The 22,041-nt window shown below is 40.6% G+C and carries 1 protein-coding gene (running past one end of the window); it reads left to right on the top strand.

From position 1 onward, the window contains the following. Positions 1–21,997 carry the 3' portion of a HEAT repeat domain-containing protein gene (locus tag LHV68_09655; protein MCB4792140.1) on the top strand. It extends 14,081 nt beyond the left edge of the window, so 21,997 of the gene's 36,078 nt are visible here — the last part of the coding sequence; its start codon lies beyond the left edge, outside the window; it ends in the stop codon at positions 21,995–21,997. Positions 21,998–22,041 lie beyond the last annotated feature (44 nt).

The raw sequence follows: 22,041 nt of genomic DNA, 5'->3' as shown, positions 1-22,041 counted from the left end.
CAGGATCAAAGACACTGTTAATGAAGTATTCGGCGAACTTGAAAAAGAAGGTGTCCAAAGTGCCGAAATATTTAGTTCAGGGTTGGCCTTATCTGCAGGTACATCGCTTATGTTGCGCGTACACCCGGCAAGCAGGGCTGACCTTGATACAATTGTTGGAATAAGAAACCGTCTGCATGAGGCATTAAGGCCGCAGCCCGGAGATATTGGTACAGACAATACATTTATCGGGCATGTTACACTTACTTACATAGTAAAAGATATTCCTCCGGAAGATTATGCAAAGCTAAAAGAGATACTCAAAAGGCATGAGCAGGAATTTGTAGGGTATTCCGCGTTTGATACAGTGGAGTTAGACAAATTTGATGATATGGTAACCTGGCATAATGTTGAAACCCTTAGTTTGCACCCTGTAACCGGCGAAGCAAGTAAAAGCAAACCTCTTTCAGCAGCAGGATTGATGAAGCCGAGAACCTTTGAAAATTACCTGAAAGAGAAGCATTACAACAATGCAGCTAATTGGAGTGATAAATATAAGAGAGAAAAGTGGTATAAGAAAGTTTGGATCAACAGTGCCCACAGGATCTGGGCGTCTTGGAGTTATGCGCCCGAAGCAGAATATGACGAAATAGCACAGATGTTTTCGTTTAACCCATTAAAGAAAGAATATTGGCAGAGCATCTGGAGTTTCTTTATAGGCCATTATTCAAAACCTGAAACAAAGCTTGACTGGATAAAAGCAATAATACTTTCCCCCCTTACCTTAGTGCAGGCTGCTGCAAGAATAACCGGAATAGCAATAATGGCAGTATTCTGGCTAATAATACCCTTTAAAAGACACCCTGTAAATAAATTCATACATACGTTCATTAATGCAATAACCACACCTATATTCGCACCCCTGATGAAAAGCGGACCAACTCCCGGTGAAGAAAAGAGCCCTGAGGCAGTATCTTATTCCGTATATTATAACGGCAAATGGGAAAAGATGACCCCGTCCGAGCTTGCGAAAAAACTCGGCCTTCCGGCAGACAAAAAATTAGCGTCCTATATGAACAACGACCCGTCCTATGTGAACGACAGCCCTGTTCAAATATGGTCGGCAAGGCTTGGTACCGGGCTTTTCGGGCACCCGGGCTGCCGCAGCGGGAATTACGGCCCTAAGGAAAGTAACGAGGTCGTGCTGGCGGTCGGAGATGAAGGGCTTAGGAAACTTGTAGAGCTTGGGTTCATTCCCTGCCCTTCATGTAAACCTAATGAAACTCCCGGATTCTGGGAAGCAATTGAACCAATAAAAGAAACAATCCTGAATAAGCATAAAATCACTTCAATAAAAGATTTTGCCAATAAAGGAAAAGTCACGTTCGATGCAGGCCGTGTATCCTGGGAAGAGCTCGTTCCTGTTGTCGGCGGTATGCCCGGCCGCTTGTATCTTCGTGATGTAAAGACAAAAAAGGAAGAGGATGAGGCTTTAGCTCTTCTTAAAAAGCGTTTTGATGCTATGGGGACCCCGCTTCCTGAACAGATTGGGGTTTACGACCGTAATTTAACAGGTAATTTCAGGCAATTTGGCAATTCATTGACTCAAGATGAAATGGAGAAATTTAAGAAAATACTGGCAAACCTCTATCAAAACAAAGGATTGTTATTACTAAAGAATATAGTAGAAAAACACCTTGCTCAGGATACACCCGGCGCAAAAGCTTTTTTTGAAATCTATACAAGCATGCAGGATGCAGGAAATATCAGTGAAATGCATCTTAGAAATATAATAAATATGTATGGAATAAATATTTATTATATTTTTCTTGCGGCTAATTTACTATTAAATGCAGGCAAATCTAACCTAAATTACATGCCGGATATGGAGTCTGACAGGCTTATTTATTTACTGCCCCGGAATAGGAGTTTGATCAGGTTCATAAGTTTACCCGAAAACCTTCCTGAGACAGCAAAAGATATAGCTGATTATGGAATCGCTTATACTGGCAAACTAGAAACTTCCCAACATTTTGCCTATTCAGAGTATCAAGGAATAAACGAAACTAAACCACAACGCGGTGGAATTTGGATTGTACTGAGCACTGATTATTTAAGGACTATTATTAATCAAAAATCGATCTATAAGGGTGATGGAGGGCAGTTCGGAGAATTAGCATTTCTTAACCCGATACCGGCCCGGGCAGTATTAAAAGTATTTTTAAGCCCTGAAGATTACAAAACCTATGTTGACAAATTCGGGGAAAACTCTAAAATAGCTCTTCAAGAGCCGGATTTATCCATTGAGGAGCAGGTTCAAAAATCAGGATATCCGCTGACGACAGTTGAAGAAATAAGGGAAAGAATATTTGAAAACTTCATGGAAACTATCTTGTTATATGCAGGAACTGCTGCAAATAATAAAGCTGAAGCTATCCCCGGAGGGGACATTGTCCTTGGCATTTATTCCAGATTAGGGCTTGAAAACGACTTGCTCCTACCGTTGCTGAGGCCTGAACAAATAACTCATTGTTTTAACAGCAGATATTCAGCAAGTTCCGACACCCAGTTCATTAAAAAATTGGAGAAATATTTTGAAAACTTAATTTTCAGCACTACAGAAACCGAATTTAATAAAGCTTTTAAAATATGGCAAGCCCTGGAACCAAAACTTCAAAGAGATGTTGTCGCTTCGCTAAAAAGCAAGGCACAACATATAGTTTCATTAGACAACTTTGAAAAACTCCAGAGTTTTTTTGATAAAATCGGAGAAAAACATGAAGCAGACATCTCAGAACACGATTCGGCAATAAGGCTGATAAAAGATACATTAAAAGGCGAATATGAGAGAATTACCGCGATCTACAGCCTGACAAAATGGCATAAAGCAGTAGATGACAAACCTTTCCTGCTTGAGCTTATCGCAAAAGAAAGTGCCAAACAAGTGCGGGGGGCTGCAATTTCCGAATATATTTTATTAAGCGGCAAAGCGGACGAACTCGAAGTTTTAAAACCGCTGCTATATCATGAAAATGAAAAAGTAAGAGAAACTGCTGTTACCCAGCTAAGAAGTAATCTTTCAGCCGCAGATGTCCTTATATCTCTGCTATATAGAGAAAAATCAGAGGTCGTCAGGAATCAAATACTTCTTATCCTTGATTCAGATGTTTTTCCTCTACATTCAGATAAAAGGATATTTGATGCAATAAGAGGAGCTCTGAAAGACCATGCAGAAAGCGTCCGAACATCGGCGATATACGCCTTATTAAGGTCTAACGAGATTGAAGCAATAGATGCCATAAGCCAACTTGCCCAAAATGACCCGTCTCTGGAAGTAAGGAATCTTGCAGCTGAAACTATCTCAATATTAAGCCAAATAAAATATCAAACAGTAACCGATATCAAAAAATTGTTTACGAAGATACACCCTGCTTCAGCATATCAGTACGGCTATATACCAAAAGATGTAGGAAAAGTCATTGAGGCTTTGCTTGAGCCGCCAAAAGTACTGGAGGCAGAGCTTGAAGCCCTGGCAGCCCGGCTACCGGATAACCACGATGCAGTTTCAAGAACAAACCGGGCTATCCTTCAGGCAGCAAAAGACTATCTTAAATTAAGAAATAAGCCCGGGAATATGCTTGATGAAATCCAGTATGTTTTGTCCATAATGAAAAATAGCAAGGATAACAAAGCAGGGCAGTTTGACGGAGTGTCTAAAATCTTTGATTTAATTGAGTTTTACCCGGATATTAACAATGTAGACCCGCATGAGCTGTTTTCGACTATAGAGCGGCTTTCAGAACTTTTAGAGTCGCTTGACCTAATAAGGGAAAACCTGCCCGCAGGATCGCTGGGCTCTTTTAATAGGCTAAAAGAAAAAATTACACAGAAATATACGCTTTATTTATCTCTAAACAAAAACCCCAAAACAGGTAAACCATATACTTATGAAGAATTGCTTAATATTCCATGGGCCTCAACTTCCAGGGACAGGATGCCGGCCAAAGCGCTTCCACAAATTGAGAGCTATATACCTCTGATACGGGAACAGATGGCTGATTTTAAGAAGAATTACGAAACAGTAAAGAAGAAAAATGTTTTTAATAAAGATTTTAAGCTGTTGTCAACAACGAGTTTTAACTTAAAAAACATTGATTTTGACGCTCTTGTTAAAAAAGTATCTGAATTGATAGAAAAGGAATTAGGCATGAAGGTGCCGCCTATAGAAGTCCGGCTTCTCTCAAGTAAAGAAGTTAAAGATATTTACGGGTACAGTGAAGGTTTTTCAGCTGAGGCCGAAATCTTTTTGCAGCCAGATGGGTCGCCCCCGTCATTTGTAATTCAATTCAATAAAGATTACGAATGGAAGCTTTCGGAGCTCTTTGACCTTATTTTTCATGAAACTATTCATATAGTGCACGCCTATACCAATTACAGGCTGCTGAGAAACAAAGACGAAATGCTTCAGAGCGTTTACGGGACTGTCTATGACCTACCCGTCGAAGAGGGGCTGGCAGTTCAGAACGAGCAGTTTATTGTAGAGAATATTTATTCGGGGATGTTTGATGAAATAATAGAATCCCTGAATGTCCCGGAAGATAAACTTGAAGCTGCAAAAAAGGTGATAGCAGCCGGGTGTTATAAACAGCTTATCTCTTTCTACGTCTCCGGACTTTATGACTTAGAGGTCATTCTTTCAGGGAATAGGACCCCTAAAGCTTTCGCAAAAGAATACCTGCCGTACTTTAACATCGCTGAACCTGCTGAAACGGCTGCAACGGTTTTAACATCGGAAGAAAACAGGGATTATTTCAAAATGTGGGGCAGAAACCCCGGAAATCTCAGCATGTATGCGGTGGGTTCTCTTGCAATCGACGAGGCTGCAAAAAGCCTGAACCTTTCAAGAAAAGAAATGCTAAAGCAGGCGATGGAGCAGGGCTACCCGCCTGTAGAGATGATCGGGGAACTCATAGGAGAAAAACTTGGCATAGCGCCTGTGGGTGCAGCAGCAAAAATAAGGCCGGAACGAAAATCACGGTCATTGATACTTCCCAGAAACCAACAACTTGTCAAAACATTGCAGGGCACGGTATGGCAAAGGGCAAAACAGCTGGCTAAAATAGAAGCCTATGATACATATTTTCCGATCACTTTCTTTACCAGCCATTACAAGGATTATTATGATAAAGACGGAAATAAAACCGGCGAAGCTTACAAAGGCGGCCAAACAGCAAGGCTGGTTGAAATTGCCCTTATAACTATTTGCAATTACCTGGTGCCTGTACTTGTCTTGTTAGTCGGCAGGCACTGGTTCGGCAGTATAACTTCCCCTGTTTTACTTTTTGTCACACTTGTTATAGCAGTAACGTCTTCCTATGGGCTGGGCAATTACCTCGGCAGGCTTATCCATGCTTTGTTCGACCTGCCTGAAATCTTTGAAATCCAGCCTGACACAACATATGTGGACCCAAGAACCCTAGACCTCAAACTCTCAGAAGACAAAATAAATGAAATTGCAGCATCAATGGTATTAGCCAATCTTGTCTATGAGTATTATGAAATACCGGGAGAACCGGTCAAGAAAGGCACCCCGTTATCCCAATGGAGAGATTATGCAAAAGATCATCCTCTCTGGGAAGGTTTTAATCCTATAAAATTCCTGATAAGGATTCTTAATACATTGCCTTCGCTGCCTTTCTTTGGCTCAAATGAAAATCATGAAATTCTGGACGACCTGGAAAAAGTTGAATGGATAGACAACGATGACCCGAAAATTGACACGCAGGTATTGATTTGCCGTAATGTTAGAAGAGGGTTTTTTGGTAAGAAAAAGCTATACATTAGTTTCAGGGGAACTGAACCTGCAAAAATCAATGAATGGCTGGCGGATTTTGATCATGAACAGATAACTCCGGACTGGCTTAAGAATGAACCGGGCGAAATTTTAGTTCAGAAAGGTTATTACAGGAATTATGATTCAGTTAAAGACAGGATAATTGAAATAATCAATAAGGAAAACCCGGACCAGCTAATCGTAACCGGCCATTCCTTGGGCGGCGCTTTGACCCATCTCTGTTATGAACATTTAAGATGGCTGCAGGATAATAAGAAGTTACACCAAAGAATCTCTGTTTCAGGCTTCCCGTTTGGTTCCCCGCAAGTCGGAAATTCGGCTTGGAAGCAACATCTTGAATCCTTAGCCGCGGATTTTATCAGATTTAATACGAAAGCGGATATTGCACCTGATTTGCCGTTCCCGCAGATGCTTGATCTTTATGAGTTAACGTTTCGTTCAAGACCGGAATACGTTCATGCCGGCAAAGAAATATTCTTAGCCGATTATCCGGATACTGATCTTAACACTAAAATTGCATATTTTCTAAATAACTTTGCGGAGCCCCACTTTGCAGCTGTTTATGTTAAAGATGTCATGCTATTCCGGGATAATTTGCTGCATTTAACGAATAAAGACAAAACCAGGAAGACACTTAAACAATGGTTTAAAAACATTGGAAATATATTGTTTGGAACAGGGAGACCGCTAATCCTGCCCAGGAACCAACAGCTCGTTAAACAACTGCAGGGTACTCCCTGGCAAAGGGCATGGCAGCTCGCCAACACAGAGGCCCGTGCCACATATTTCCCGATAACTTTCTACCTGGACCATTATAAGGATTCTGTTGATAAAAAAGGTAACATAACAGGCAAAGCTTATAAAGGCGGCCATATAGCAAGGTTATTTGAAACTGCCCTTATAACTATCTGCAATTATATGCCCCTAATCGTTGTATTCGTAGGCAGACACTGGTTTGGCAGCATTACATCCCCTGTTCTGCTTGCTGTTACGCTTGTTATAGCTGTAACGTCTTCGTTCGTGATTGGCAATTATCTCGGCAGGCTTATCCACGCCTTATTTGACTTGCCTGAAATGAACAGAATCTTACCAGAATTACCAAAAGATGAAATACCGTATAAAGATATTCTTAACCAATATGATTTAGGCAAACCTTTGAAACCGCCGGTAAAATTAAGGAGAGGAATGGGAGAGGGTTTAAGAAGCATTGCACCTGGGCTTGTTAAAACAGAAAAAGGAAGCTTCGTAATAAAACGAGTAAATAAAACAGTAACGGACGATGAACAAAATTTCCTAGTAAGGTTTACCGAATGGATAAAAGGACACGGTTTTCCTCAAGCAGCTAAAGTTTATTCCACAATAAGCGGCAAGGGCTATGTTCAAATAAATAATTCGCGTTATATGGTGATGGAATATAAGGAAGGCCTGACACTCGAAATGGGTGCTTTTACCGGAAGCATGCTCGTTGAAGCCAGCGAACGTTTAGCTGATTACCACAATGCCTCAAGAACCTGCCCAAATTTATATAAATCGGATAAAGAAAAAACAATATTGGATGAGGATTTTACAGGACAACAGCTTCAAGAACTGCAAGGAAAACTTCGTGAACCCGGAGAAATTAACGATGGGATTGAATTCCTTCAAGCTAATTTAGAATCACTTCAAAAAGCTTTGTCAGGACATAAAAAAGCAATGGAAGCCATGAGAAGTTTGAAGACTAAAGTCCCTCAACTAATGGTAGACGGTGATTTCAGCCCTGTAAATGTAACGGTGGCTAAAAATAAAAGAATAAATGGAAAATTTGATTATGACTGGCTGCGCCTTGATACCCGCCTGATAGATTTCTGCACAATCCCGCCGAATTTTGATAAGCGAACTATCCTTGTTATGGTTTACAATTACCAACGAAGGGCAAAAGAACTTGGTTTTGAATTAAGCGAAGATGAATTAAAACTTCTGCCCGAAGTCATGCGGGCATATTTGCTTAGGGTAGCCTGTAAGCTCGCAAATAACATGGTTTTCGATATTCCTGAAGGCAAAGCACCTGATACAAAAGCCCTGAGTAAGATACTCAGCTTTCTTGAAGAACTAAACAGCTCAATAGATGCCGGATTTGACATTCCGGAAGAATTAAAATCCATTGATAATGAACTTTCTGTATCGGGAAACGACTATCCAGCTTGGAGCAAAGAATATGTAGAAGGCTTTGAATCTTATCCGGAAGTACAGAAAAAAGTAGATGAGATTTTAGCATTTGCCGAATCCGGCGGTGCCACAAGAACAAATGTCGTTTCTATTTCTAACTACGGCCCGGGCGGAGGAATTGAAAAAACGATGCAGGAAGCAGCAGGGCTGATGGGTTTTGCAGGAATACCTTATAAGCAGTATGTTACATTAAAAAAATCAAACTCTACCTTCGGCTCTCATGAAATTTTTGGAAAGCTCTATCAAGGGCTGGACGGATATGATGTAGAACTAAGCAGGAGAGATAAAGACTATTACGAAGCAGCGATAGAAAGCTGTTTCAGAAAGATCGATTTTACAGGCGTCACTCATGTTTTTCTTTTAGACCCGTACCAGATGCGTTTTGCAAAGCTTATAAAAGAAAAATACCCGCATATTAAAGTATGCTGTTATTTCTGGTCCGATTATTCAAAAGCAACAGAACAGGCAAAAGCTTACCTTTTTGAAAATATCAAAGGCGCTGATTTAGCCTTGTTTTACAACCAGGATTATTTCATCCCTGATATGCCAATCAAATCTGCTGTTTTTCAGCATGGAATAAACCCGCTTAATTATATTAACCAAGAAATAACTCCTGAATGGAAAAAAGCAGTATTAAAAAAATACAATATAGACCCTGACATGCCTCTAGTCCTCCAGGACTCGCGTTTCCACCCCATGAAAGACCCTATATCAGGCCTTGTTGCATTTTCAAAAGCGCAAAAAGAATTAGCAAAAACAGGCAGACAAATTCAGTATGCCCATATAGGAGTTATAGGCGCCACAGGAACAAATTTTGAGTCAAAGTGTGCTTCTGCTGAACAAGGCATTCTAAATTGGCTGTCCAAAAATGCGGGGCTTAAAAACGCACATATCCTGAGTTCTATCATTGAAATTATTACCCTTACCGATGAAGAAAGACAAGCTTTGATAAAAATGGGCTATGATCCTGACAAACTAACACCTTATGACATCGATCAACTTGAAATAAATGCTTTATATAAAACCGCTTCGGTCCTTTTGCACAGCGCAATATATGAAGGGTACGGGTTGGTAGTTTCACAAGCAATGCTTGCTGGCGCTGTAATAATCGGCACCGATGTCGGCGGTTTAAGGATGCAGATTGAAAACGGGAAAACAGGAATCCTTGTCCCGATGGCAGGGAAAGATCCCCAGATTACAAAAGATATGTATGACCTGATAAAAGAATCTCCGGAACCTTCTGCCCTGCCTGAAAAAATAGTTGCCCTTGCTGAAGAAAGGAGTTTGACATCATCATTAGAACAAGCTCTTACAGCTTTATTCAAAGACCCTGAAAGAATTGCGGGAATTAAGGCCAATGCACAAAAACATGTAAAAAATCTTTTATTCCCGCAAAGCATGCTGTCTCCTGTGTTAGAAACAGAAGAATCAAAAGCACCTGATTTTTCGCATATTATAGATGTTAAACCGGTAAAAGCTGAAGCTTCTCTTCCGGCAGTCTCCGATAAAACTGATAGAAGTTTGATCCTTCCCAGGAACCAGCAGCTCGTTAAACAACTGCAGGGTACTGCCTGGCAGAGGGCCTGGCAGCTTGCCAACACAGAAGCTTGGGCCACCTATTCCCCGATAACTTTCTACCTGGACCATTATAAGGATTCTGTTGATAAAAAAGGTAACATAACAGGCAAAGCTTATAAAGGCGGCCATATAGCAAGGTTATTTGAAACTGCCCTTATAACTATCTGCAATTATATGCCCCTAATCGTTGTATTCGTAGGCAGACACTGGTTTGGCAGCATTACATCCCCTGTTCTGCTTGCTGTTACGCTTGTTATAGCTGTAACGTCTTCGTTCGTGATTGGCAATTATCTCGGCAGGCTTATCCACGCCTTATTTGACTTGCCTGAAATGAGCAAAATCAAGCCTGAGGAACCTGCTAAAATAGACTTGGACACTGAAAAGGTAGAAGAAGTTGTAACTTCAATGGAGTTAGCTAACCTTGCATATAAATATTATGATATCCCGGAAGAACCTTTTAAAAAATATAGTGCTTTATCACAATGGAATGATTATTCTAAAAAACATCTCAAATGGAAAAAATTTAATCCGCTAAAATATCTGCGGAGCAGGTTCAGCTCAATCCCCCTGGCAAAAATAAATTTTGAGGCCTTTAAGGGCCTGGAAAAAGTTGAATGGATAGACGTAAAAGACCCTAAAAATGACATTCAGGTGCTTATCTGCCGAAAAGTTAAAAAAGGATTTTCTGGCAAAAAGAAGCTTTACATTAGTTTCAGGGGAACGGATTTATCAAATATCAACGAATTGCTAATGGACTTTGATTACAGGCAGGTAACCCCTGACTGGCTTAAGGATGAACCAGGTGATATTAAAGTCCATGAAGGTTTTAACCGGGGTTATAATGCGGTTAAAGACACTATCATCGAAGTAATTAAGGCTGAAAACCCGGACCAGATAATCGTAACAGGCCATTCCCTGGGTGGTGCCTTGACCAACCTTTGTGCGGGCCACTTGAAATGGTTACAGCATAAAAATGAATTGGGTCATAGAGTAGAGATATCAGCTTATCCGTTCGGTTCTCCGAATGTTGGAAATTCCGGCTGGAAGGCACATTTAGAATCATCGCCTCTGGATTTAATCAGGTTCAACAATAAAGATGATTTTGCTCCGGGAATGTTTGACGCGATATGCCTGCTTAAATACCGGTCAAACGGTCCCTCGTTAGCAATCCCGGGTTTTGTCTTCGATTCTGTTAAAGAAACAATCAGCTCAAAAAAACCGCTTTCAGCAAAACAAAAATATGTTCTCGGGGCTTTTTCGGTTGCTCAAAAACAAAACGCGGATTACCTGTTAAAAATCCTGACTGCTTACCTTACAAACCCCGGCACTGAAGTTCTTCTGGACACTATCGACTATAGGCCTGTTGGAAGCGAAGTAACTTTAACCGGCCGTTCAAATAATTATTTTTCAGACAACCTCGATAAACTCATTAACTTTTTGCGTGATGCAGGAAAACCCCACTGGTCGGCTACGTACCTTGAAAATATTCATAGGTTCCGCTCAGGCAACAAGAATGACGTAGTGCTTCCCAAGGCTAAAAATGCAGATAGCTTTACAACACCGGATGAAAATGAGCTGAGGCAAATAATTGAAACTGCTTTGGAAAAATCAAAAGAAAACGGAATTGCCGATACTGCAGGAAAGACTTATAAACCATTGACAAAATCTCAGGAAAAATCGCTTAGAGCTGAATATAGGAATTACCGTATCAAACATGAGTTATATCCTCTTTTTATCATTTTTACTGGCGCAAGCCTTTTTCTCTTAGGCCTTTTTGTTATACATTGGCAACAGGTAGTTACGGCAATAGTAATTGTTCCAAGTGCCGTATATTTATTATTCAAGGTTAAAATCTATAAAAGTAAGGTCAATGAAATTTCCAAGGATTCAGTCATCAAAGCCCTTCAGGATCTAAGAGATGAACTTCAAAAATCAAGTTCTCCTTATGATAAAAAAATCCTTGAGCAATTGAACGATGACCTGCTGCACCCGGAAAGGCTGGTTGTTGTTGAACAGCCTCTTTGGGACGGTTTTCAAAATCGTTTTGGAGTGCGGGATGTCCCGGGTAGAACAACATTCATCCCCTCTAAAAGGTTCATCTCCAGATTATCAATAGTAGATTTAGAATCAGTCATACAATACCTCTATTTAAGAAGAGGTTATGCAGCCATGAATCTGTTTTCTTTAAAAAACCGCCAGGATGGCTTTCTCTATTATTACCACGGCACAGCAGGAACCATATATCAAACGGCTAACTGGACCTTAACTCACGGGAAAAAATATCTATCCTGGTTCCCTTTACTGTATGAGTTTATAGGTATTATACAACGCGGTTATTGGTGGGACGAACAGCCGATAAGTGTTGACGGGATTCATAGATTATCGATTATTGAAGGCCTGGACAAATATAAGATTAGTGAATATAGGCCTTTATATAATATAGACGAAATCATTGAGGTTATGAAAGGCAAAATGGCTAATGGCCTGGTTTATACACCTAAACTTTTCAGGGAAGAGTTCTATTTGCTCCAGGAAGAAGCAGATAAAATGCTTGCAATACTTGCAGAAAAAGGAGTTATTAAGTCCCGTCAAACAGGTACTAATAGTGTATATTTTACCGGAGAGTATCAGAGCAATACAGCGGAACTACAGAATTTGCAGGAAAAGGCCGAAAAGATATTGGATAAAGTGCTTGCAGAAGCCGACGAGTTCGAAGCAGAAATAGAATTTAAGCTTATGACAAACTTATCTTACCACCCTCTGGTTCAGGTTATGCAGGGCTCTAAGATAAAAGATATTTCCTCCGCTTACAACAGGCGGACACGAATCATTACCGTTTTTGTTCCGGAAGGAATTGACCTAAAGGAATTTTATAAAGACGATTCCCTTTTGCTTAGGGCGCTTATCAGGGGGCAATTTGCTGTTGGCTCAAGGATACCGGTTCTTATTTACAGCAAAGCTACAGGTAAAATAACAATCCCGTATAAGCCTAAAGAAAACATCGTTGAGCTTGAGTCTCTGGCAAAAACAAATTTTATAGCAGGGTTTATCGTACATAGTCTCAAGCCACAGCTAACGAGATACGGCATTTACCTGGAAGGTACCGATGCTTTTAAAGAAAAAATGAATAGGGCCTTGGATAACTTGTATAACCAGGGGGTTAGATTCCCCAGAAATTATTTGACGCTTATAAATTCCGGGCAAAACACTGATCTCCATCCGGAAAGCGGCATAGCCACATTTAAGGAAGCTATAACCGAAGAACAGGCAGTAAAAAGCCTTTTACAGTTTATCGCTACAACAAAAGAATTTGAAAGAAATCCCGGCGCAATGCTTAATTATCAGATACCAAATACCCCCCTTACGCTTCCTTCAACAAAAGTTGAAAATATAGAGTCAGCATTTAAATCGCAATTCTTAATCCTTCCCAAGAACAGAGCTCAGGTACAGCAATGGAAAGAAGCAGGTAAGTCAAACTGGTGGATAGCAAGGCAGATAGGCAAGATAGAATACGAAGAATCCCTGCATCCGAAAGAATTCTATAAAGCGCATGAACCGGGTTTCTCAAGGCTTATAGGTGTTATAGGAATCACTGCTTTCAACTATTTTGCCGCTCCTCTACTTTTAAGCATAGCTGTGGCATGGGCAAGCTTTAACAGTTTTTCTTCCCCTGTCGCAGTAATCGTAACGCTTATAATTACCATAACGTCATTTTATTACAGCCGGCCAGCAGGAAAGCTTTTCCACTCTTTATGGGACCTAAATGAAATAAAAGCACTACCTTCCGGAGGAAAAAGCGTGCTTGTGCCGGTTGTATTCGAGCAAAAAGAGCTTTCAAGGTTATCAAAAGCCAACAGGGAATGCATGCAGTATGTTATGAACGCCTGTGACCGGGTCGAGAAATTGCATCGTTTGCAGGCACCCAGGGGCACTAAGGATCTTGCAGGCAAGGGGCTCTACCCGCCCGGGCTTACTGCCGAAGCCATAGAAAAATATATAGCCGACCATCCGGGCCAGCCTAAAGAAAATGCCGCGCTTTTAAGCCATTATACGGTAATTAAAGGAAACTTCGTCAACGGAGACTGGGAACTGAAAGCTGTCCCGTTTGCAGAAGAGTACAGCGAAGAAATAGAAAAGATATGCGATTCTCTTGAGCTTGCAGAACAGGTCGAGGGTATAAACAAGAAAATGAAGGAATATATTAGAGTGCTAATAATAGCGCTTAAGGAAAAAGATATAGCAAAGTGCGACGCTTTGTTTCAGAATGTATCCCGGGCCTGGCTCAGGACCAAGGATCTGCCTTTTACTTTTGTTCTTGCCCCGTCCGATTATACTCCGGATGACGTAGCAAAAAAGAAGATGTTTTATGAAACCTATATCTGGATAACAGATAAAGACAGGAGAGATAAAGCACAGAAAATAAACCGGGATTTGAAAAACTATGAAGCGTCCATAGACCGCCTGGCAGAAGATGACCCGGAGTTTGCCGGAGTACTTAAGAAGTACAGGAGCGGTGTAAAAGGGAAACAAACAAAAAAAGTGCTTTTATATAACACATTTTTTGACCGCAGTTACTGTAATTATCCCAGCCTCGGCATGACGCACCCCGGTGATGAGGATTTAGACGAAAACACCAGTATAATAAGTGTTAACCTGTTTAAATTGACTATAGGCGATGCTATCGGGCAAATAGCCAAGAGCCTGTTCAACAATGCGGAAAAATACGTACCGGGTTTTGAAAGTTTAATTGACCTGACCGTTCACCATGAAATAGGCCACATGCTTCTTTTCGGGTTAGAATCAAGGGACAGCATACTCGGTAAAAATCTCGATGTTATTTTAGAGCTCGTAGCTGAGATTTTTTCGATTTATACGACCGGAGACCGGTATTTTAACAAAGAAATAGACTTTCAAAAAGCCAGAGAGGAATACGTTTCTTTCATAACAACGATGTTCCGCGGGTTTGCCTTAACGGATAACGAGGACTATTGGAAGGGCTACAATATCATAATAAAGGAACTGAGGGATGCCGGAATTCTTATCCCCAAAAACGGCCGTTATGATTTTGTCCTGGAAGATGAGAAAGACCTTGAAAAGATGCACAAGCTGGCCAAGAACCTTCTTAAAAAGGTTTTTATACTGCAGGAAACCGGAACTAAAAAAGACATTGATTTATTTGTAGCCTCTAACCAGATCCCGGGCAACCGGGAAGCAATAATTAAGCAGTTAAAAGATATTGCAGTTAATAGAAAGTTTGTGTTTACAACAGCTCTAAATATGGTAGAGCCGGAGACGGAAGATGAATATGAAGAGTCCGGGCCGACTGCTGAGACACTGCCTACTAAACCTGCTGCAGCTGCATCTCTTGTCCTTCCCAAGAACAGGCACCTTATACCCGAAAACGGAAAACTAACCTGGGATATCGCAAGGAAGATAGCAGAGCTTGAATATAAAGATTCGCTTAACCCGTTTAAGTTTTATTGGGAGCATTTCAGAGGCGCTGGCGCCTATAAGAGCGGTTATATAACAATGGCATTGGGCGTAGCAGCTATAACAGCAGCCACATATTCTGCCTGGACTTACAGCTTCCTTTCTTTACTCATACACAAAACTGCAATTTCCAAAGCATTCAAGCTTGCCAAAAGAGCAGGTAAAGCCGCAAATATCCGCACCCATGCAAAATACGATATGGAACATCCCAATGCCCCTCCACTTAAAGCCGAAAATTTAACACCAGATGAACTCTGGGTATTAGCACAAAAATTATCAGGACCAGAAAAAAGCAATGAAATATGTGATTACATAAACAATATTTCCAACATCAGGAAAGCTATCAACGCATGTTTTGAAAGAAAAGTCCCCTTTCTGGCAGGTACTATAGCTGTAGAAGCGCTAAGGGCTCATGTTAGAGGTATTTCTGCCGGCGATATCAAGGTATGGATAGACAAATCTTTTGAAAAAGACTGGCCTATTGATGCCGGCATTCTAGCCGTAGAAGCGATAAAGGCAGGTATTAGTGAAATTTCCGCCAGCGATGTCAGGAAAGCTGTTGATTTATGTTTTGAACACGGCTACCCCGGTATGGCAGGGAATATATCCGTAGAAGCGATAAAGATAGGTATCAGTGAAATTCCCCTTAGTTATGTGAAGAAAGCTTTTAACTTATCCTATGGTCCCGATCCAGATAGAGCCGCAAATATAGCCTTAGAAGCGATGAAAGCCGGCATTAGTGAAATAACAGCCGGCGATCTCAGGAAAGCTTTTAACCTGTGCCTTGAAGATAAGCCTGCTTTAGCCGCTAAAATAGCCTTAGAAGCGATAAAGGCAGGTATTAGTGAAATAACAGCCGGCGACCTCAGAAAAGCTTTTGATTTATGTTTTGACGATAAACACAACATGCCTGATAAAGCCGGACATATAGCCGTAGAAGCGATAAAGGCAGGTATTAGTGAAATTTCCGATACTGATGTCAGGAAAGCTATTGACTTGTGTTTTAAAAAAGGCTGGCTCCATGATGCCATTGACATAGCCATAGAAGCGAAAAATGCCCATATTTACGATATTTCCGCTGGCGATGTCAGGAAAGCTTTTGACTTCTTATGTTTAAAAGGCGAGCCTGACAGGGCAGGACAGATAGCCATAGAAGCCATAAAGTCCCATATTAGCGGCATTACCTCCGCTGATGTCAGGAAAGCTATTGATCTATGTTTTGGTAATGAAAATTATAAGCCTTATCAAACTGAAATGTCTTATAAAGCCGGCTTAATAGCCTTAGAAGCAATAAAGGCCCATGTTAACAACATTGGTATCAGCGATGTCAGGAAAGCTATTGAACTATGTTATGAAGACAGGCCTGATAGAGCCGCTGAATTAACCATAGGATTAACACAAATACTGCACGATAACCTGGAAAAAACCCCGCAGTCAAGCTTGACTGCAGATTCAATAATTGAAATATATAGTAAATCCGGCCTGTTATATGCTTTAGGCAATAGCTATGTGATAGAAACGGTATTAAAATCCGGCATTGAAAAACATAATGAAATAATAGCATTAACCGAAGAAGTGTATACTGCGTTTAAATCAAAGAACAGGGAACTTGAACAAAACTACAGGTATGATGAAAATAAGTTTGACAGGGATTACTGCTATCTCTTATATAACCTTGAAGTAATACTGCCCGGCTCGTTAAAGAAAATTTCTGCTATGCAAAACGACCCCAAATATCCAAGTATGCTTATACGGTTTTTAGACGAAAAACGCGGCCTCTTGGATGACGCCGAAACAAGCCTGGCGATAGCTGACTTAGCTGTAGAATTCAGAAAAAAAACAAATATAGATGCCGGTGAGTTTTTTGATATGCTAAATACAGCATCTTTTATATGTACCGGCAAAAAAGACGAGCTGATAGGTTATTTAAGAAACCTGGACAAAGCTAACCTGCCGTACCTCCAAGAACTGCGCGGCTTACTGGTAAATAAGGTTTTGTATTTGGGTGAGAGAGAATATATCTTACAAAAGGCCGGGCAAGAATTAAAAGGAAAGGCCTTTGCAGTTCCTCTTCCCGTTGCGCGGAACAATGAAGAACAATTTTTTATTAAACTTAATTCTATTATCAAAACAGATGCAAGCCAGGAGGAAATAGTCTATTCGGCAAACAGCGGACCCACGGCTGTAGGCAATAAAAAAATAATTGAAACTACTATCGTGCATGATACCGATAAGCTTAACTCTGTAGAAGACCTGGTTTGGATTGATCCTGCTTCAGGGAAAATAGTGATTCAGGATATCGCCATAGTTGATTTAGACCCTGCAGAACTTGCTTCCTTAATTCTACGCCAGCTATCAATCCACGAGATGTCCTTAAACGGCGTGCCGGTTGCCGTTGCAAGACAAAAGGCTGAAGAGGTCGTTAATGCATTCCTTACAGCTAAACGGATAGACCCGAAAAAATTAGATGAAAAACTGAAGGATTTTGTTGTTTCCTGGGCCACTTTTTTTAATACGGTAGCTATCCACTGCGAATCCAGGCATGAAGAAAAGATGGCAGAATATCTCAGGAAAAACTTTGCGGCACTGGGCTTAAAATATATAGAAGGCGGCAAGCTTATCGACCAGGAAGACCCTAGTGTCCCGGGCATTTTCACTATGGATAATACAGGAAATTTGCTTGTCAGGATTTATCCAACTATTAGTGAAGAAAAATACCTCCTGCTTCAGGCGCATATGGACATGGTGTTAAACCCGCCGGACAGAGACTGGACAAAACGTGTAAAAACCATGATATGGGAAGGAACTAGAAAATTCTGGCTAAAAGGCGTAGATGCAAACCTGGGGACTGATGATGGCGCGGGTATAGCTGCAATATTACTGGTTGCAGGCAAGCTCCTTAAAGGTAATAAACCTCATTGCGGTATGGAATTTGCTTTAACCGTTGATGAAGAAAAAAAGATGGAAGGCGCAGACAAAATAGATATGGGCCAGTTTAAATCAAGAAATATCATCAACCTTGATAATGACGTTGATTTCGGTAAAAATGCTGAAACCCGTATTGCAACAGGTTTGGCAGGGTCAGTTAGTCTGGAAGTTGCAAGAGAAACTCCGTCTAATGGTGAAGTAAAAGATAATTTTGTCCCGCTTAATGAAGCTGCACCTGTGCTGGAAATTAGATTAGAGGGCGGAAAAGGCGGGCATTCAGGATGCGATATAGACGCCGGAAGGAATAACGCTGTAAATGCATTAATTGATATTGTAAAGGCTATACCTTCACTAGAGGTAGTCTTTTTTAAAGGCGGTTTTGCAGAAAATGCCATACCTGAAAATGCAACAGTGGTTATCAGGGCCAAAAATACTGACCAAGCCAACGAAATCATAAAAAAAGCTTATGCAGAATTAAAACAGAAATACAGAGATACGGATCCAGGACTAAACCTTTATTTAAAAGAAAGAAAAATCAGCACAGTAAAAATAAAAACTGGCAGAGATCCTGTCACAGATAAAGATATTTTTGTAACAGGACAAGATTTAGTAACGGCATACAACTCGTCCGGCGGAAATAATGCTATCCAGGGCTTGATAGCAGCTATTGTAAAAGAATCGTTGAAATGGGGTGTTCTTACAAGGTACGGCGATACCAGCTTAGTTAAATCAAGTATCAATCTCGGTACATTAGAAGGTAATCCAGCCAGGGCAGCCGCTGACATATTGTTACGCGGCACAAATCAGCCGGAGCTGGATGAATTCAACCGTCTCTATACTTCAGAGCTTTCAGGAAAAGTTATTGCCGAGAACGCCGTCTTTGACAGTTCTAAAAACTTTGAAATCGGAAGGATGGCAAAGCTTATATTAGAAAAAATAATCGGTAAAGAGGCGGTACTTATTGATGCAGAACATGCGGCCCAGGATACGGCCGAGCTTGGAGTCATGGCAGTCAGAAGAAATCATTATGGCGAAGTTTTTGACGGAATACTAATAGGCCCATGGGCGAAAGATGCCCATTCCTTGGATGAAGCACTGGATATTTCATCCTACAGGATATTTTTACAATGGCTCTACGGCATTGTCGATGAATATTCAAAACCTGCTCCTTCCGTCTTTGCACCTGCGCAAGAGGAAAAAGCAGCAAAATTAAATTATGCCGTACCTGATAACTATAAGAAAATAATTTTAATTGTCGGGGTGATAACCGCCGTATCTTTAGCTATTGCAATATTCGGGCTTCCTCCCGGGATAGGAGAGGTTTTTGCCAGCCTCGAGGGCAAGTATTTTTTTACGCTCCCTTTCGGGATGCATATACCCTTCATCAGCATTCTGATAGGCGAGGTCATCGCCATCATTTCAGAAATAGTAAGCCATTCACTCTCTAACAAACAAAACCTCGGCAAACAGCTTACGGTAACGGTTCTCGGGTCTGCGCTTTATAATACCGTAGTTGTAGTTATTTTCTATACAGCAGCCGGCATTACCGGGCCTTTAAGCTTCCTGTTCGTTCTGGTGGCAAATACGCTCCTTGGTTATTTGTACTTTTCTTTGCGCGGGATATTCATTGAAGAAATTAAAGCGGAACCCAAGCTGAACTTAGCCCAGATATTGAAAGATGAAGGCATAAGAGGCCTTTTAGGAGAAATCGCCGATATCCTTATCCCTGTCCTTCCTATAGCAAGAGCTCTCTTAGAAAAAGACACAGCTACTCACAGAGATAAATTAAAATGGCTTGAATTCAGCACCCTGGACCTTTTAATAACTACTATCCCTATTCTTATTGCCGTCCATTTTGCTCCCCCCGGGATAGCGGTTTTGGTAGACCAGCTCACAAGCCTTGTCTATACCCTTTTATTGGCATATTATATACGCCAGCCTCACAGCGTACATATTACCCCTGTGCTCAATCATTTAAATGAAATACATGACGTGTCAGAATCCGTAGAAAAAGCCTTTCAAAAGATGCGCAGTTTACCGGCACCGGTATTGAACCTTTTTAAAAAACCACAAAAAACCGGGCCGGCCTACAAGGAAAAAACGTCTTTTATATCCAAAGTTCTGGGTCTATTTAAGGCAGGCCAGGTAAATTCAAAAATGATAAGCCATATAGTAAGCCCGGACAAGCTTGTGGAAACTATCCGGAAGTATAAAAATGACGGTGAATTTACACATGTTATTTTCACGAATTCGAACAGTGAGGTAAGCAATAAACTTCCGAAGTTTAACGTAAGTTTTGACGGTAAGCCGGTTGATACCCGTTTTGGGGTCATTGACGGTACTCTGGTATTTTCCATAAACTTTAAAAAAATATCCCAACAAAGTGACTATGGATTCGGGATACCCGAATTTGACGATAGCTACAAATTGCAAGAGGCCACTGTGCAGCTCTTAAAGCATTTATGCGGTACTGACAACGAAAAAGGAGCCAAAAGTGCACAGAAGAAAGTTAAAAAGGTTTGCGAAGAAGCAGGATTAGAAATTCCCTTTAAACCGGCAATGCTCGTTGACCATATTGATCCCAGTGGTACAATAAAATGGACTTTGTCTGATTCAGGCATAAACAAAGTGTTAGTAATGCCGTCATCTAAATTAGAAAATATCCCGGAAATAAAGATAAAGGATTTCATACAAAAAACTCTTATTAAGCACGATGCGGTGTCTGTGACAATGGCGGAAAACAAGATACTTAAAATGGACATCTCCGATATAAAAGGTTTCATTAAAACGCTGGACATATTTAATTCCGTCGGCAACAGCCAGATGCTTGTTGACTGGGATATCTTTCAACAGGCTTTGGATAAAAAGAAAATCGATGAAAATAAAATAAAAGCCTTGCTTATAAATGCTAAAAAATACGGAGTTGCAATTCATGTAAATTATAAGGCAGAAAATAGAGAAGGCTATAAAAAAGTTAAGGAGCTTATTGACCTGGGTTTTTGTGATGTAGGGCTTGACCTTAGTGTTTTGGGAACAGAGGCAAACAGCTTCTTGGAGGCTTTAAAAGGTTATCCTATAATCTCGGTAATCATGCCTGAAGGAATAGCTTCGCCAAAACCCGTGCAAATAGTTAAACTCAACCAATTGTCGGCAGATTCGAAATTCGACGCTAATGTTGTTATTGATATTGAAATACCTGAAGGCATCAAAAAAGAGAACATAAAACAATATATGGAATACCTGCCTTTGGCAAATACCATAATATTCCACAGCCAGGACGCTAAAAAATTGCTACACGCAACAAGAGATATCACTGATAAGAAAAATATCGTCTTGATTTTAAATATATTGTTAAATTTCGGCAAAGCTAAAATAGAAACTCCCGAAAAAGCAAGGCGGCTTGCTTATAACTGGAGCGTAAAGGACCTGCCCAAGCTTGAGCCTGAACAGCTTAAAGCTTTAAGTGAAGGAATTCTTGAAACTTCAGGGCTTGCAGCCGACTCTGCAATATATGAACAGTCACAGGAATTGGGCAACTTGGAATTAAAGAAGGAATTCTTAACCGCTGTAGCGGAAAAAATATTGATCTTGCAGGCATTATCAAATAAGAGTAAGGAATTGGGCCTGGATTATGAAAAAGGAACCTATAAGTTCACAAACCCTTTACATGAAGAAATGATCGGGAAAGCCTTGCTGCAGCAGTTTAAAATGAAACCAGCGGAGCTTGAAACAGATAAAGGTGACTATGCTATAAGTAAAACAAACTTTTCTGGAGGCAACTTTAATTCTTCATTAATAGAAAAGAATAATGACCGCGTAAAAGGAATATCCGGGTCTATGACAGCAGTTATAGATATGATTTTGTTGGATGTAACTTCAGATTATACAATAAGAAAATCCATAAACAAAAACTACGGCACAATGGACATAAACTCAGTAAAAAGCGTCCTCGGTGCAGCATAATTTAAAAATTGAGTTAATTGAAAACCCCTTTTTTTTGCCTCAGC

Origin of the sequence: Candidatus Liberimonas magnetica, from assembly GCA_020523885.1 — a bacterium.
GTDB lineage: Bacteria > Elusimicrobiota > Endomicrobiia > Endomicrobiales > JAFGIL01 > Liberimonas > Liberimonas magnetica.
The sequence above is the reverse complement of the archived record's forward strand: the minus strand, read 5'-3'. Positions and strand labels throughout refer to the sequence as shown.